Origin of the sequence: Luteimonas sp. R10 (assembly GCF_045689605.1) — a bacterium.
Taxonomy (GTDB): domain Bacteria; phylum Pseudomonadota; class Gammaproteobacteria; order Xanthomonadales; family Xanthomonadaceae; genus Luteimonas.
Map to the genome: position 1 here is coordinate 1,005,602 of NZ_CP141262.1, position 14,824 is coordinate 1,020,425.

General features: G+C 71.5%; 12 protein-coding genes. 6 read left to right on the forward strand and 6 right to left on the reverse strand.

Going from position 1 to position 14,824, the window contains the following annotated elements; genetic code table 11:
* Positions 1 to 11: 11 nt before the first annotated feature.
* A complete protein-coding gene (locus U3649_RS04410; protein ID WP_407353672.1) occupies positions 12 to 2,330 on the forward strand; it encodes a phosphomannomutase/phosphoglucomutase in 2,319 nt (772 codons plus the stop codon).
* A 265-nt stretch (positions 2,331 to 2,595) separates the two neighbouring features.
* Complete coding sequence (locus tag U3649_RS04415) at positions 2,596 to 3,459, forward strand: DNA ligase (protein ID WP_407353673.1); 864 nt, start codon at positions 2,596 to 2,598, stop codon at positions 3,457 to 3,459.
* A gap of 185 nt (positions 3,460 to 3,644) precedes the next feature.
* On the opposite strand, the gene U3649_RS04420 is transcribed toward U3649_RS04415, so the two are convergent.
* From U3649_RS04420 to U3649_RS04435, 4 genes are all read right to left on the reverse strand, one after another.
* A complete protein-coding gene (locus U3649_RS04420) occupies positions 3,645 to 5,222 on the reverse strand; it encodes a mechanosensitive ion channel (RefSeq protein WP_407353674.1) in 1,578 nt (525 codons plus the stop codon).
* A 453-nt stretch (positions 5,223 to 5,675) separates the two neighbouring features.
* A complete protein-coding gene (locus tag U3649_RS04425) occupies positions 5,676 to 6,332 on the reverse strand; it encodes a hypothetical protein (RefSeq protein ID WP_407353675.1) in 657 nt (218 codons plus the stop codon).
* Between the two features lie 38 nt (positions 6,333 to 6,370).
* Entirely contained in the window at positions 6,371 to 7,027 is a 657-nt protein-coding gene (gene pyrE / locus U3649_RS04430; protein ID WP_407353676.1) for an orotate phosphoribosyltransferase, read from the reverse strand.
* A gap of 5 nt (positions 7,028 to 7,032) precedes the next feature.
* Positions 7,033 to 7,536 (reverse strand): GNAT family N-acetyltransferase, encoded by a 504-nt coding sequence (locus tag U3649_RS04435; RefSeq protein ID WP_407353677.1) that lies wholly within the window; start codon positions 7,534 to 7,536, stop codon positions 7,033 to 7,035.
* Between the two features lie 74 nt (positions 7,537 to 7,610).
* On the opposite strand from U3649_RS04435, the gene U3649_RS04440 reads away from it, so the two are divergent.
* From U3649_RS04440 to U3649_RS04450, 3 genes are read left to right on the forward strand one after another with little or no spacing between them, the layout of a single operon-like run.
* Positions 7,611 to 8,411 (forward strand): exodeoxyribonuclease III, encoded by an 801-nt coding sequence (locus U3649_RS04440; protein WP_407353678.1) that lies wholly within the window; start codon positions 7,611 to 7,613, stop codon positions 8,409 to 8,411.
* Positions 8,408 to 9,751, forward strand: a complete 1,344-nt coding sequence (locus tag U3649_RS04445; RefSeq protein WP_407353679.1) for an AmpG family muropeptide MFS transporter — start codon at positions 8,408 to 8,410, stop codon at positions 9,749 to 9,751. Before U3649_RS04440 ends, U3649_RS04445 begins: the two co-directional genes overlap by 4 nt.
* Positions 9,748 to 10,017, forward strand: coding sequence for a hypothetical protein (locus U3649_RS04450; RefSeq protein WP_407353680.1), 270 nt, complete (start codon positions 9,748 to 9,750; stop codon positions 10,015 to 10,017). The genes U3649_RS04445 and U3649_RS04450 overlap by 4 nt, the downstream gene beginning before the upstream one ends.
* A 48-nt stretch (positions 10,018 to 10,065) precedes the next feature.
* Here U3649_RS04450 and U3649_RS04455 read toward each other — a convergent pair whose 3' ends face one another.
* Positions 10,066 to 11,397, reverse strand: a complete 1,332-nt coding sequence (locus U3649_RS04455; protein ID WP_407353681.1) for an MFS transporter — start codon at positions 11,395 to 11,397, stop codon at positions 10,066 to 10,068.
* A gap of 111 nt (positions 11,398 to 11,508) precedes the next feature.
* On the opposite strand from U3649_RS04455, the gene U3649_RS04460 reads away from it, so the two are divergent.
* Complete coding sequence (locus U3649_RS04460) at positions 11,509 to 12,273, forward strand: NYN domain-containing protein (protein ID WP_407353682.1); 765 nt, start codon at positions 11,509 to 11,511, stop codon at positions 12,271 to 12,273.
* A 150-nt stretch (positions 12,274 to 12,423) separates the two neighbouring features.
* Here U3649_RS04460 and U3649_RS04465 read toward each other — a convergent pair whose 3' ends face one another.
* Positions 12,424 to 14,646: a primosomal protein N' gene (locus U3649_RS04465; protein ID WP_407353683.1), complete on the reverse strand. Its 2,223-nt coding sequence runs from the start codon at positions 14,644 to 14,646 to the stop codon at positions 12,424 to 12,426.
* Between the last annotated feature and the right edge of the window lie 178 nt (positions 14,647 to 14,824).

The following is a 14,824-nucleotide window of genomic DNA, read 5'->3' on the forward strand; positions in this document are numbered from 1 at the left end:
AGGACCAGATGATGAGCGAAACGCGATCGAACAATGCCCGCCAGCTGCTGGCGCAACTCCGTCCGTTGCTGCCGATCGTGGCGGCGCTGCTGGCGATACTCGCGTTGTGGCTGGCCTGGAGCGGCTGGCGGCAGGTGCAGGGCGAACGCGACCACGCCGCCCTGCAGCAGGCGCGCGACGGCGCGGTCGCGTCCACAGGGCGGGCGCTGACCGGCGAACTGGACCGGCTCGCCGAGCGGCTCGACTCGGCACCGGTGCAACAGGCGCTCGAAGCCGGCGACCTGGAAGCCGCGGCGGCGGCGTTGTCCGCGGACTGGCCCGGCCTCGAGGAGGCGGCGATCTACCTGCCGGACCTGCAGAGCGTCTACGGTGGCCTGGACGAGGGCGGCTTCGGCCGCGCCGCGGCGCTGGAAGGCGCGCTGGTGCAGGACCGCCCGGTGAGCTGGGTGATCCGCGAGGACGACGGCGTGCGCGTCGCGCTGGCGGCGCCGGCGCGCAGCGGTGAGCGGCTGGTCGGCGTCGCGTTCGTCCGCCTGCCGGCGGCGCGTGCGACCCTGGCGGTCGAACAGGCGCAGCTGGACGAGGGCGCGATGTATCTCGCGCTGCGGCAGGGCGGCGCGAACCTGGTGGAGCGCGGCAACCAGGCGTATCTGGCCTCCGCAGAACGCATGGCGGCACCGGTGCCGGGCACCGGGTTGCGGGTGGTGGCGGCGGCGCCGGTTGCGGCCGCGGCGCCGTTCGGGCTGAGCGGTATTCCGGCGTTCGCGGTCGCGGCGGCGCTGTTGTTGCTTGCGTTCTTCGTCTGGCGCGTGCTGCCGCGGATGGCACGCGAGACGGTCGACGAGGTCGACCACGCACCGACGTTGTCGCAGGCCATGGTCGAGGGAGCGGAGGAAGCGGCCGCCCGCCCGGCCGGCGTCGAGGTCAAGGATGCACCGAAGGCGGCGCCGGTGCGGATCGATGCCGGCATCTTCCGCGCCTACGACATCCGCGGCGTGGTCGGGCAGACGCTCGATGCCGGCGTGGCCGAACTGGTCGGCCAGGCGATCGGCTCGCTGATGCGCGAGCAGGACCTGGCCGACATCGTGGTCGGCCGCGACGGCCGCCTCTCCGGTCCGGACCTGGTGGCCGGCCTGGTGGCGGGCCTGCGCAAGGCCGGCCGCAACGTCATCGACATCGGCATGGCGCCGACCCCGGTGATCTATTTCGGCGCGTTCCACCTGCGCACCGGCTGCTGCGTCTCGGTGACCGGCAGCCACAACCCGCCGGACTACAACGGCTTCAAGATCGTGGTCGGCGGCGAGACGCTGTCCGGCGACGCCATCACCGACCTTTACGCGCGCATCGCCGAGGACAGGCTGCACACGGCCGGCGCGCCGGGCGGCCTGTCCGAGCGCGACATCGCCGAGGACTACGTCGACCGCATCGCCGGCGACGTGCAGGTCGGCCAGCGCCTGAAGGTCGTGGTCGACGCCGGCAACGGCGTCGCCGGCGAGATCGGCCCGCGCGTGCTCGAGGCGATCGGCGCCGAGGTGGTGCCGCTGTACTGCGAGATCGACGGCACCTTCCCCAACCATCATCCCGACCCCAGCGAACCGAAGAACCTCGAGGACCTGGTGCGCATGGTGCAGCGCCTGGACGCCGACCTCGGCATCGCCTTCGACGGCGACGGCGACCGTCTCGGCGTGGTGACCCGCGAGGGCGAGAACATCTATCCCGACCGGCTGCTGATGCTGTTCGCGGCCGACGTGCTCGAGCGCAACCCCGGCGCGGTGATCGTCTACGACGTCAAGTGCACCGGGCACCTGCCGGGGCACATCGTGCGCCACGGCGGCAGCCCGTTGATGTGGAAGACCGGGCATTCGCTGATCAAGGCCAAGATGCGCGAGATCGGCGCGGAACTGGCCGGCGAGATGAGCGGGCACTTCTTCTTCCAGGAACGCTGGTACGGCTTCGACGACGGCATCTACGCCGCCGCGCGCCTGCTGGAGATCCTGGCCAGCCGCGACGAGACGCCCGACGCCGTATTCAAGACGCTGCCCAACGGCGTGTCGACGCCGGAGATCAAGGTCGAGGCGCCCGGCGGCGACCCGCACGCCTTCGTCAAGCGCTTCCAGGACAACGCCCGCCTGGAGGGCGCGCGCCTGTCCACCATCGACGGCGTGCGCGCCGACTGGGACGACGGCTGGGGCCTGGTGCGCGCCTCCAACACCACCCCGGTGCTGGTGCTGCGCTTCGACGCCGACGACGAAGAGGCCCTCGCGCGCATTCAGCAGATGTTCCGCGAGCAGCTGCTGTCGATCGATCCGGAGCTGTCGCTGCCGTTCTGATCGGGTAGTGCGGAACGGGCGGTGGCGGTGAGCGCGGCAAACCCGCCTTCGTCGCTTGCCGCGATCGCACGAGGTCCGGGACGGCCGCCTGCGCGCGCAGCAAATGTTGTGGTGCCGGCGGACATGCGCAGCAAAACAGGAATTTTCCGACGTCTGCCCAATGCTTCGGCCGATAGCGATGCCCCGCCCGATGCGGGACGCTGGCGATCGGCCGGCGGCCGAAGGCATCGGCCGCGAAGGAGCCGCCGCTCACAGGGAGGGAGCCATGGCGCTGCGTTGGTGTCTCGTCGCATTGCTGTCGTGCCTGCTGGCAGTCCCGTCCGCGCCGACGGGCGCCACGCCGCCGCGGCTGATGCTGGCCTCGAAGTACGAGGCGGGCATCGAGGTTTCCGATTACTGGGTCAGCGAGAAGCTCGACGGCGTGCGCGGGCGCTGGGACGGGCGCGCGTTGTGGACCCGCGGCGGGCACCGGGTCGAGGCGCCGGACTGGTTCGTCGCGGGCTGGCCGCGTGAACCGCTGGACGGCGAGTTGTGGATCGGGCGCGGGCGCTTCGAGGAAGTCAGCGGCATCGTCCGCGCGCGGGCGGCCGGCGACGCCGCCTGGCGCCGGGTCCGCTTCATGGTGTTCGACCTGCCCGGGCACGGCGGGCCTTTCGAGCAGCGGCTGCTGCGGATGCGCACGCTGCTCGGCGAGCGCGACATCGCCTGGCTGCAGCCGGTGGTGCAGGTCCGGTTCGCCGATGCCAGCGCCTTGCAGGCGCATCTGCAGGCGGTGGTGGCCGGCGGCGGCGAGGGATTGATGCTGCATCACCGCGACGCCTGCTACCGGGCCGGCCGCAGCGACGCCCTGCTCAAGCTCAAGCCGTTCGAGGATGCCGAGGCGCGCGTGGTCGGCCATACCGTCGGCAAGGGCAAGTACGCCGGCATGCTCGGCGCGCTGGTGGTGGAACGGGAGGACGGATTGCGCTTTCGTCTCGGCAGCGGCCTCAGCGACGCGCAGCGCGCGACGCCGCCGCCGGTCGGCAGCTATGTCACCTACCGCTACAACGGCCTGACCGCGAACGGCGTGCCGCGCTTCGCGCGCTTCCTGCGCCAGCGCCACGAGATGCCGCCGCCGGATCCGGAGTAGCCCACGTCCTGGCAACCATGGCTCGGAAGGCCTCCCGTTCCTCGGCAGGAGCGCGCCACGCGCGCGATGCCGCGTGGCAGCCGCCTGGCGCGCTGGTCGCCTGACGCGGATCGCGTCGCCGAACGGCAGCGAGCCCGCCGAAAAGGCGGGCCCGCTGTTTCGAGCTCGGTGCGCACATGGACCGCCTACGCGCCCGGGCCGCTCCCCCCGCGGCGCGCGAGGTAGTCCTGCGCCCAGCGCCGGGTCACTTCGCCGGCCGCCTCGCGACCGCCGAGGCCGAAGGCCAGTGCGGCGGCTACCGCGACGGCACCGAGCACCAGGCCGAACGCCAGGTTGACGATGTCGTCGGCGATGCCCATCGCGCGCAGGCCCATGGCCAGCACCAGGCCGAGGATGGCGATCCGCGCGATCCGCGCCAGACCGGCCTTGCCCTCGGGGTTGGCGCGCTGGATCGCCTTGGCCGCTAGGTCCGCCAGCCAGTAGCCGACCACCAGGATCACGCCGCCCAGCAGCACGTTGGCGCCGAAATCGATGAAGGTCTCCATCAGGTCGCGCACGCCGGTGAAGCCCAGCCGATGCGCGGCTTCCACGGTGGCGAACAGCATGATGAAGAACAGCGCCACCTGACCGACGAAGGCGGACGGCGTGGTGGCCGGCTTCTGCGCCGGCGGCAGGTGCGCAGGCGCTCCGGTGGCGGCGGTGTCGGTGGGGGTGACCGGCGCTCCGGTCGGCCGCGTACCGCCGCCGGCCGCGAAGGCATGGCCGAAGCCTAGCCGCGCCGGCAGACGGTCGAAGCCCAGGTTCTCCAGCAGGCGTGCCACCAAGCCGGCGACGAAGCGGCCGACGAACCAGGCCAGGATCAGGATCAGCGCCGCGGCCAGGATGTTCGGAACGGCCGCCAGGAACATGTTGAGCATGTTGCTGGCCGGATCGGAGACGGCGCGGATGGCGAGCGCGTCGAGCGCGGCGATCAGGGTCGGCACGATGACCAGGATGAACACCAGCGTGCCGCCCAGCTGCGACAGCTTGACGCCCTCGGTGATGTGTTCGCGATCGCTGAACCTGTCGACGCCGGCGGCGGAGAGCAGGTTGGTCACCAGCCCGCGCAGCACCTTGGCGATCAGCCAGCCGACCACGCCGATGACCACTGCCGAGAAAATGTTGGGCAAGGCGGCCATGAACTGCTCGGTCATGCTGCTCAGCGGCCCCATCAGGCCCTCGATCTGCAGTGCGCCCACGATCGCCGGCAGGAACAACAGCAGCACCAGCCAGTAGACGACGTTGCCGAGTACCGCGGACAGCGGCTTGACCCCGGCCGAGTCGGACAGCTTTTCGTCCCACCGGCCGGAGGCCATCAGCCGGTTCAGACCGGCGCGCAGCACGGTGGCCAGCAGCCAGGCCACCAGCGCCAGGATGCCGGCGACCACGATCCGCGGCAGGTACAGCATGACCTCGGAGAGCAGGCCGGAGAACGGGCCGTACAGGCCATCGAAGCGCAGCACGCTGAACACTCCGATCAGGGCGACCACCATGACGAACCAGAACCCCACCGAAGCGGCGATCTTCACCAGGTCCATCTGTGACTCGGTCTGGCTGTTGACGCGTTCGTTGAGCTTGAGCCGGGTCAGGCCCTTGCGGATGACGGCACGCGCCAGCAGGGCGACCAGCAGGCCGATGACCAGGATGGCAACGGCGCCGAGCACCGTTGGCAGGTATCCGCTCAGGCTGTTTTCCAGCTGGCGGGACAGGTTGCTGGGATCCATGGGTCCCTCCTCCTCTTCTGGGTGTGGATCGCGGGCGGGCCCGGATCGGGCGCCGTCGTCGCGGCATGCGGCCGAGCGTCGCGGTGGTCGCGGCCCGTGGCCGGGGTGCTAGGCGTGGCCGTGCGCGAGGATTCGGGTGATCGCAAAGGTCGCCGGCATGCGGCAGGCGTCGACGAGCGTGCGTCGGTTGCGCCCGTCCGGGCACCGCGCTCCGGGCAGAGCGGAACACGCGTAAGGTGAGCGGCGACGGGGCATGAGGATGCGGGCGTCATCGGCACGGACAGCCTAGCATGCTGTGAAAAGCGTCACGAAAACGGGGCGTTTATCCTGGGGGCGCGACCGCGCATGATGGACGCATCACCTTAGACATACCGTTGCCCATGAGCCCGGGTGAACGTTTTGGACAGGCGCCGCAGCGGATTGCAATCGTTGTTCCGCGCGATGTGATGTTGCCTATCCGGCGTCCGCCGCCGAGCGCGGCCGCTTGAGTGCCCGGTAGCGCTCCAATGCGTCCTCCAGATCGGCGCCCAGGTGCGCGCGCTCGTCGCGCTGCTGCTGCAGGATCGTCTCCTGGCGCAGCAGGTCGGCGTGCTGTTGCCGGATGTCGTCGGCCAGCGCCTTGCGCACCGGCTTGGCCTGCAGTTCCAGTTCCGCCGCCTGCCGCAGCAGCGTCAGCAGGCTCTGGCGCAGGTTGGCCATGCCCATCTGCGAGGTCTTCATCGACTCCTCGACCAGGGTGATGCGCTCGCCGTAGGCGCGGCGCAGGTCGGCCTCGGTGGCGTAGGACTCCACCATCGCCAGGTCGCGGCGGCGGCGGGCGGCCTCGGTCTCGGCCTCGGCGGCGGCCTGCCTTGCCGCCAGCCGGGCCGCGGCACGTTCTTCCTCGCTCAATGCGCGCCCCACGTGGTCGCGACGCAGGCCGGTCGCGGCGCTGATCTCGGTGCGCGCGCTGTCCACCGCCGATGCGGGCAGGGCGTCGCCGCAGACCTTGCGGCCGTCCTCTTCCCAGCAGTACAGGCGCTTGTTGGCACTGGCGCCGCCGCGCTGCGCCTGGGCGACGGCGGGTGCCAGCAGCACGGCCAGGCAGGCGATGTGGACGATCGTCTTCATCAATCTCCCGTCCCCCCGGTCGGTCGAATGCATGGTGGTCAGTCGCAGCCGTAGCGTGCGCGGTAGTCGCGCAGCCGGCCGTGCTCGGATGACAGTGTCGCGTTTTCGGCGGCGAACGCAAGCAGATCGCCGAGGGTCGCGACGGCGATTACCGGGATTGCGTACTGCTCGGCCACCGCACGCGCGGCGGAGCGGCGCGGCAGGGCGGAGGCGTCCACGACTTCCTGGCGATCGAGCGCGATCACGATGCCGGCCGGCTGCCCGCCGCCGTCGGCGATCAGCCGCAGCGCCTCGCGGACCGCCGTGCCGGCGGTGATCACGTCGTCGACCACCAGCACCCGTCGGCCGGCGAGCGGCGCGCCGATCAGGGCGCCGCCTTCGCCGTGGGTCTTGGCCTCCTTGCGGTCGAACGCGAGCGGCAGGTCGCGGCCGCGGCGCGCATAGGCGCAGGCCAGCGCCGTGGCCAGCGGGATGCCCTTGTAGGCCGGGCCGAACAGCAGGTCGAAACCGACCCCCGCCGCATCGACGGCGTCGGCATAGCAGTCGGCCAGTCCGGCCAGCGCCGCGCCGGAATCGAAGCGCCCGGCGTTGAAGAAGTACGGGCTGACGCGCCCGGACTTGAGCGTGAACTCGCCGAAGCGCAGCGCCTCGGCCGCGACGGCCAGCTGCAGGAAGCGGGTACGGTGGTCGGTCATGGGCGTCATTCTCCCATGCCCAGGCGCCGGACCAGCAGGTATTGCGGGCCGGCGCTGCCGCCGGCGTGCAGTTCGCCGGTGTCGACGAACCCGGCGCTGCGGTAGGCGGCCAGCGCGGCATGGTTGCCGGCATGCACGTTCAGAGCGAGCAGGCGGCGCGCCGGCCGTCGCCGTTCGAGATCCGCGCAACAGGCGGCCACGGCCAGGCTGCCGAATCCGCGGCCCTGCACGCCGCGGTCGAGCACCAGCGAGCGCAGGCTGACGGTGGCCCGGCCCAGCCAGCGCCGTGCCGCCACGGTCTGCGCGTAGTCGAGCCGGTAGAAGCCGATGAGGTCGTCGCCGTACAGGACCGCCATGGCATCGCAACGCGGCGCGGACAGGGCGAGCTCGACGTTGCACGCCACGTCGCCGACGTAGCCCTGCTGCCCCGGCACCAGCCGCAACCGCCGCGCGGCCCCGACCAGCGTCGGTGCCAGCCGGGTGACGCGCACGTCGGACGGGGTTGCCATGGCCGATCATAGGGCCTGGGCGGCCGCGGCCGCGAATCCGGTAGGCTTGGCGGCGGGTCCACGGACGTCATCGCATGAGAATCGTCAGTTTCAACGCCAACGGCCTGCGTTCGGCCGCCAGCAAGGGTTTCTTCGACTGGTTCGCCGCACAGGACGCCGACGTGCTGTGCGTGCAGGAGACCAAGGCGCAGGAACACCAGTTGTCCGGCGAGGCCTTCCGCCCGCGCGGCTACGAGGTCGTGTTCCGCGACGCGATCACCAAGAAGGGCTACAGCGGCGTGGCGATCTACAGCCGGCGCGTGCCCGACGAGATCCGGACCGCGCTGGGCTGGGCGCCGTTCGACGACGAGGGCCGCTACCTGGAGGCGCGCTTCGGCAACCTGAGCGTGGTGTCGTTCTACATTCCCTCCGGCTCGTCCGGCGAGTTGCGGCAGGGCTTCAAGTTCCAGGTCATGGACTGGCTCAAGCCCATCCTCGACCAGTGGCTGGCCAGCGGCCGCGACTACGTGCTGTGCGGCGACTGGAACATCGTGCGCGCCCGCAACGACATCAGGAACTGGACCGGCAACCAGAAGAACTCCGGCTGCCTGCCGCCCGAGCGCGCCTGGCTCAACGGCATGATCGCCGACGCCTGCGGCGACGGCTCGCCGCAGCCGGCGCACGGCTGGATCGACAGCTTCCGCGCGCTGAAGCCGGAGGCGGTGGAATACACCTGGTGGAGCCAGCGCGGCGCCGCGCGCGCCAACAACGTGGGGTGGCGCCTGGACTACCAGCTGGTCACGCCGTCGCTGCGCGAGCGCCTGGTCGACTGCTCGATCCTGCGCGAGCCGCGCTTCTCCGACCACGCGCCCTACGTCGTGGACTATCGCGAATGAGCGAGGCCGGCAACGCCGTTGCGCCGGTCTCGTACAAGGGCTGGGCCGGCATCCGCCGCGCCTTCGGCACGCCTTCGGCGCTGACCCTGCTGCTGCTGGGCTTCGGCTCCGGCCTGCCGTTCCTGCTGATCGCGTCGATGACGCTGTCCACCCGCCTGCGCGACGTCGGCCTCGACCTCGGCAGCATCGGCCTGATCAGCCTGGCCAGCTTCTTCTACCTGCTGAAGTTCCTGTGGGCGCCGCTGATCGACCGCTACGCGTTCCCGCTGACGGCGTTCCTCGGGCGCCGGCGCTCGTGGCTGCTGGTGTCGCAGTTGCTGGTGGCGGTGAGCCTGGGCGCGCTGGCGCTGTCGCGTCCGGAGATGGGCGTGACCACGCTGGTGCTGTGGGTGCTCGTCGGCTCGTTCGCCGGCGCCACCCAGGACTCGGTGGTCGACGCCTACCGCATCGAGGTCGCGCCGGCGGCCGCACAGGCGGCGCTGGCCGCGACCTACACGCTGGGCTACCGCTTCGGCCTGATCCTCGGCGGCGCCGGCGCGTTGTACCTGGCCGAGTTCCAGGGCTGGCAATGGGCCTACATGGCGATGGCCGCGCTGATGGCGCTGCCGATCGTCACCACGCTGGCCTGCCGCGAACCGGTGGCGCCGGAGGCGACGGTGGTGCGGCGGATCGATTTCTTCGGCGCGTTCTGGCAGCCGTTCACGAGCTTCTTCTCGCACAACGGCCTGCTGCTGGGGCTGGCGCTGCTGGTCTTCGTCGGCCTGTTCAAGTTCCCCGACCAGGTGATCGGGGTGATGGCCGGGCCCTTCTATCTCGACTCCGGCTACAGCAAGGCCGACATCGCCACCGTGTCCAAGCTCTACGGCATCTGGCTGGGCATCGGCGGCGCCTTCCTCGGCGGCGTCTGCGTGGCGGCGTTCGGGTTCCGCAGGATGCTGTTCCTGGCCACGCTCGGCGTGGCCTTGTCGAACCTGGCCTTCCTGCTGATGGCGCAGTACCCGTCGCAGATCTGGGCCTTCTATGCCGCGATCAGCGCCGACAACCTGTTCCAGGGCTTCGCCGGGGTGGTGCTGATCGCGTTCATGTCGTCGCTGACCGACCGCAACTTCACCGCCACCCAGTACGCGCTGCTGGTGTCGCTGGCCAACCTGCCGGGCAAGTTCGTCGGCGGCGTGTCGGGCTTCATCGTGGAGGCGACGTCCTACAGCGCGTTCTTCGTCTTCAGCGCGCTCACCGTGATCCCGACCTTGCTGCTGCTCGCCTGGCTGTGGCAGCGTATCGTCGAGCCGGTCCGCGATACCGGTGCGGCCGCCGGGGAGCGGCAGGAGCAGCAGGCATGACGGAGATCGTGCTCAAGGACATCGACGAGGTGCTGGTCGACCGCATCCGCCGCGTCGCTGAGCGCCATGGCTGGGAGGTCGAACGGGCGTTGCTGCATCTGCTCGAGCAGGGGCTCAACCTGTACGAGGGCGACGGTGCGATCGGCTTCGACAACACCGAGTCCGAGGCGCTGCAGGCGGCGCTGGAGGCGCTGAAGTCGGTGCCGGACGACCCGGGTTACGCGCTGATCGGGCGGGCCGGGCGGCAGCCGGGAGAGCCGGGATAGCCGCCGCGGCTGCCGCGGCGCCGGCCAGGCGCCGGGCGCGCGACCGCGTCAACGTTGCGCATCGCGGTCGATCAGGGACGTCTTGCGGGTGTCCGGCATCGTCGCGTACACCGCCAGCGAGCAGGCGATGCAGGCGGTGACGTACCAGTAGAACCCTTGCTCCAGCCCGATGCTGCGGAACCACAGCGCCACGTACTCGGCGGTGCCGCCGAACAGCGCCACGGTGAGCGCATAGGGCAGGCCGACGCCGAGCGCGCGGATCTCCACCGGGAACAGCTCCGCCTTCACCACGGCGTTGATCGCGGTGTAGCCGCTCACGATCACCAGCGCCGCCAGGATCAGCCAGAACGCCTGCGCCGGACTGGTCGCGTCCTGCAGCCGGCCCAGGATCGGCACCGTGCACAGCGTGCCGAGCACGCCGAAGGCGATCAGGATCGGGCGCCGCCCGATCCTGTCCGACAACGCCCCCACCACCGGCTGCAGCAGCATGTAGACGAACAGCGTGCCGGCGTTGACCAGGCTCGCGGTCTGGCCCGACATGCCGGCGCTGTTGACCAGGAACTTGTGCACGTAGGTGGTGTAGGTATAGAACGCGACCGTGCCGCCCATGGTCAGGCCGATCACGGTCAGCACCGCCCGCGGGTGGCGCAGCAGGCTGCGCAGGCTGCCCTCGCGCCGCCGCTCGGGCACCGCCGCCTGCGCGTGATGCCGCGAGAACGACTCGGTCTCGGCCATGTTGCGGCGCAGCCACAGCGCCACCAGCGCGGCCAGCGCGCCGATCGCGAACGGGATCCGCCAGCCCCAGGCGTACAGCTGCTCGTCGGTCAGCAGCACGCGCTGCAATGCGATCAGCACGCCCAGGGCGACCAGGTGCCCCATCACCAAGGTCACGTACTGGAAGCTCGACCAGAAGCCGCGATGCTCGCGCGTGGCCATCTCGCTCAGGTACGTGGCCGAGGTGCCGTACTCGCCGCCCACCGACAGACCCTGCAGCAGCCGTGCCAGCACCAGCAGCACCGGCGCGGCGACGCCGATGTCGGCGTAGCCGGGCGTGCAGGCGATGATCAGCGAACCGCCGCACATCATCACCACCGACAGCATCAGCGCGCGCCGGCGACCGTGGCGGTCGGCGTAGCGGCCCAGCAGCCAGCCGCCGAGCGGCCGCATCAGGAAACCGACGGCGAAGATCGCGGCGGTGCGCAGCAGCTGCGAAGTCAGGTCGCCGTCTGGAAAGAACGCCTGCGCGAAATACAGCGAGAACGCCGCGTACACGTACCAGTCGTACCACTCCACCAGGTTGCCGACCGAGCCGCTGAAGATGCTGCGCAGGCGGCGCGCCGGCGTGATCGTGGGCGCGGTGGGTGCGGTCGTGGTGTGCATGCGGGCTCCGGCGGAGGTCCGGGCGATTCTGCGCGATCCGGCGGGTGCCGTCATGCGGCGCCGGTGGACGATGGGGTAGGCTGCCGGCAACGAAACCGGAAACCCGAGGCCATGGCCGAAACCGAACTGCGCATCGCGCTGCTGATCGATGCCGACAACGCACCGGCCGCTCGGATCGAACCGATCCTGACCGAGCTGGCGCGACACGGCGTGGCCAACGTGCGCCGCGCCTACGGCAACTGGAAGAACCCGCACCTCAAGGGTTGGGAGGAGACGCTGCACGCCTACGCGATCCGCCCGATCCAGCAGTTCGCCTACACCAGCGGCAAGAACGCCTCCGACATGGCGATGGTGATCGATGCCATGGACCTGCTGTACGCGCGCACCCTGGACGGCTTCGCGATCGTCTCCAGCGACGCCGACTTCACCCCGCTGGTGATGCGCCTGCGCAACGAGAACATGCGCGTGTTCGGCTTCGGCGAGGAGAAGACCCCGCTGCCGTTCGTCAAGGCATGCTCGACCTTCCTGTACCTGGAGAAGCTGGGCGCGGCGGCGGACGAGGACAAGTCGCCGGCGGTCCGGCCCAAGCGCAGCGCCGACCTGCGCGGCGACGCCACCCTGGTGCACCTGCTGCGCAACGCGGTCAGCGCCACCGCCGACGACGACGGCTGGTCGCACCTGGGCGTGGTCGGCAGCCACATCCGCAACCAGACCTCGTTCGACGAGCGCAACTACGGCTACCGCAACCTCAGCGCGCTGATCGAGGCCACCGGGCTGTTCGAGCTGCGGCGCGAGGGGCAGATGGTGGAGATCCGCGAGCTGCCCAAGGCTAAGCCGAAGTCGAAATCGCGCAGCCGGAAGAAGACCGCCGCCTGAGCGCGCGCGGGGTCGCGACTTCCGTCGCTCCCACAACAGTTCCTGCAGTACTCTCCCCTGTGGGAGCGACGGTAGTCGCGACGGGACCACGGATGGGCCCATGAGCCTGCGCCGCGGTCCCTCCCATGTGCTGTCGCCGGCTCCTGCCCTTCAGTACAGATCCACCGGATCGACATCCAGCGACCAGCGCGTGCGCCGTGCCTCGGGCAGCGCATGGATCGCCGGCAGCGCCCGGTCCAGGGCGGCGTGCAGGTCGCGCCGCCGCCGCGCCGACAGCGGCAGCTGCGCGCGGTACAGCCCGGCGCGGCGCGCCATCGGCGCCGGCAGCGGACCATGCAGGACCAGGCCGTCGCCATCGTCGCGCGTGCGGGCGGCGGAGGCTTCGGCGAGGATCGCCTTGGCCCGCTGCAGGAACGCCATCGGCGGGTCGGCCTGCTTGGCCTCGGCCCGCAGCAGGGCCATGTACGCGAACGGCGGGAACCCGGCCGCGGCGCGCTGCTCCAGTTCGCTGTCGGCGAAGGCGTGGTAGCCGCCGTGGATCAGCGTCTGCAGCAGCGGGTGGTCGGGATGGTGGGTCTGCAGCAGCACCTCGCCGGCGCGCGCGGCGCGGCCGGCGCGGCCGGCGACCTGGATCAGCAGTTGGGCCAGCTTCTCGGCGGCGCGGAAATCGGCCGAGAACAGGCCCTCGTCGATCCCGACCACCGCCACCAGGGTCAGGCCGGGCAGGTCGTGGCCCTTGGCCAGCATCTGCGTGCCGACCAGGATGCCGGGGCGGTCGCCGAGCGTATCGAAGTGCTTCTGCAGCGCGTCGCGGCCGCGGGTGCTGCCGCGATCGATGCGCAGCACCGGCACCCGCGCGCCGAAGCGCTGCGCCAGGGTCTCCTCCAGCCGTTCGGTGCCCACGCCCTGCGGCTGCAGCCCGAGTCCGGCGCAGTCGGGGCAGGCGGGCGGCGCGGCCTGGCGGTGGCCGCAGTGGTGGCACTGCAGGCGGCGGCCGCCGCCGTGCACGGTCATCGGCGCGTCGCAGCGCCGGCACTGCGCGCTCCAGCCGCAGTCGTGGCACAGCAGCACCGGGGCGTAGCCGCGGCGGTTGCGGAACACCAGCACCTGGCCGCCGGCGTCCAGCGCGGTCTCGATCGCCTCCAGCAACTCGCGCGACAGGCCGCTGTCGAGCGCGCGCTTGCGCAGGTCGAGCACCCGCACCGGCGGCGGCCTGGCCTCGCCGGCGCGGCGCGACAGCCGCAGGTGCGCATAGCGGCCGGTGCGGGCGTTGTGCAGGGTCTCCAGCGACGGCGTGGCGCTGCCCAGCAGCACCGGCACGTCCAGCGCCTTGGCGCGCACCAGGGCGAAATCGCGTGCGTGGTAGCGGATGCCGTCCTGCTGCTTGTAGCTGCCGTCGTGCTCCTCGTCGACCACGATCAGGCCGGCATCGGGCAGCGGCGTGAACACCGCCGAGCGGGTGCCCACGATCACCCGCGCCTCGCCACGCCAGGCAGCGGTCCAGACGCGGGCACGCTCGCCGTCGTTGAGCCCGGAATGCAGCGCGTGCACCGGCACGCCGAGGCGGGCGCGGAAGCGCGCCAGGGTCTGCGGGGTCAGGCCGATCTCCGGCACCAGCACCAGCGCCTGCCGGCCGCGCGCCAGGCAGGCGGCGATCGCGTGCAGGTACACCTCGGTCTTGCCGCTGCCGGTGACGCCGTCGAGCAGCGCCGGGGCGAAGCCCTCGCCGGCAGCGACCGCGGCGATCGCCTGCGCCTGTTCGTCGTTCGGCACGGGCCTGGGCTGCGGCGTCGGCGCCAGCTGCGAGGCCGGCACCGCGATGCGCTCGGCCAGGCCGCGCGCCGCCAGGGTCCGCGCCGCGCTCCGCCAGTCGTCGAGCAGGTCGTCCAGCGCCTCCTCGTCGCGCGCGGCGACCTGCAGCAGGTCGGCGAACCGTCGCGGCCGGCCCTGGCGCATGCCCGCGTGGGCGGTTGCGCCGGCCTCGGTCAGGCGCCAGGCCCAGGCGTGGGTGTCGGGCAGCGGTTCGCCGCGCCGCAGCGCCGCCGGCAGGGCGGTGGCGAGTACCTCGCCGAGCGGCGCGTGGCTGTAGCGCGCCAGCCAGTACAGCGAGGCGAACAGCTCGCCGCGGAACACGGGCTCCGGGTCGAGGCGCGCGTGCAGCTCGCGCAGCTCGGGCGCGGCGCCGTCGGCCGGACCGATTTCGGCCACCACGCCGACCAGTTCCCGCGGTCCGAAGGGCACCCGCACGCGACGGCCGACATCGGCCTGGCTCGGCGGGTCCGCGGCCGGCGCGCGGTAGTCGAACAGGCGCGGCAGCGGCAGCGGCAGGGCGACGCGGAGCACGACGTCGCAGGCGGCGGGATCGGCGGACATCGCGGCAGTCTAGGGGTTTTCGCGTGCGGTCTCAGGTGCGCCCGGCGCGCTCGCAAGGTTGCGCGCGAATGCTGCAGCCGGGTCCATCTTTCGCTCGCAAACCACGGTCGTCAAAGAAGATTTCCCGTTATCCACACACATTGTGGATAAGCCTGTGCATGGCACTGCCCGAAGCAGC

Excerpts from the sequence above, each read along its gene's own strand:
- U3649_RS04415 (WP_407353673.1), top strand. The coding sequence starts at position 2,596 with ATGGCGCTGCGTTGGTGTCTCGTCGCATTGCTGTCGTGCCTGCTGGCA.
- U3649_RS04420 (WP_407353674.1), bottom strand. The coding sequence starts at position 5,222 with ATGGATCCCAGCAACCTGTCCCGCCAGCTGGAAAACAGCCTGAGCGGA.
- U3649_RS04410 (WP_407353672.1), top strand. The coding sequence starts at position 12 with ATGAGCGAAACGCGATCGAACAATGCCCGCCAGCTGCTGGCGCAACTC.
- U3649_RS04435 (WP_407353677.1), bottom strand. The coding sequence starts at position 7,536 with ATGGCAACCCCGTCCGACGTGCGCGTCACCCGGCTGGCACCGACGCTG.
- U3649_RS04455 (WP_407353681.1), bottom strand. The coding sequence starts at position 11,397 with ATGCACACCACGACCGCACCCACCGCGCCCACGATCACGCCGGCGCGC.
- pyrE (WP_407353676.1), bottom strand. The coding sequence starts at position 7,027 with ATGACCGACCACCGTACCCGCTTCCTGCAGCTGGCCGTCGCGGCCGAG.
- U3649_RS04460 (WP_407353682.1), top strand. The coding sequence starts at position 11,509 with ATGGCCGAAACCGAACTGCGCATCGCGCTGCTGATCGATGCCGACAAC.
- U3649_RS04450 (WP_407353680.1), top strand. The coding sequence starts at position 9,748 with ATGACGGAGATCGTGCTCAAGGACATCGACGAGGTGCTGGTCGACCGC.
- U3649_RS04465 (WP_407353683.1), bottom strand. The coding sequence starts at position 14,646 with ATGTCCGCCGATCCCGCCGCCTGCGACGTCGTGCTCCGCGTCGCCCTG.
- U3649_RS04440 (WP_407353678.1), top strand. The coding sequence starts at position 7,611 with ATGAGAATCGTCAGTTTCAACGCCAACGGCCTGCGTTCGGCCGCCAGC.
- U3649_RS04445 (WP_407353679.1), top strand. The coding sequence starts at position 8,408 with ATGAGCGAGGCCGGCAACGCCGTTGCGCCGGTCTCGTACAAGGGCTGG.
- U3649_RS04425 (WP_407353675.1), bottom strand. The coding sequence starts at position 6,332 with ATGAAGACGATCGTCCACATCGCCTGCCTGGCCGTGCTGCTGGCACCC.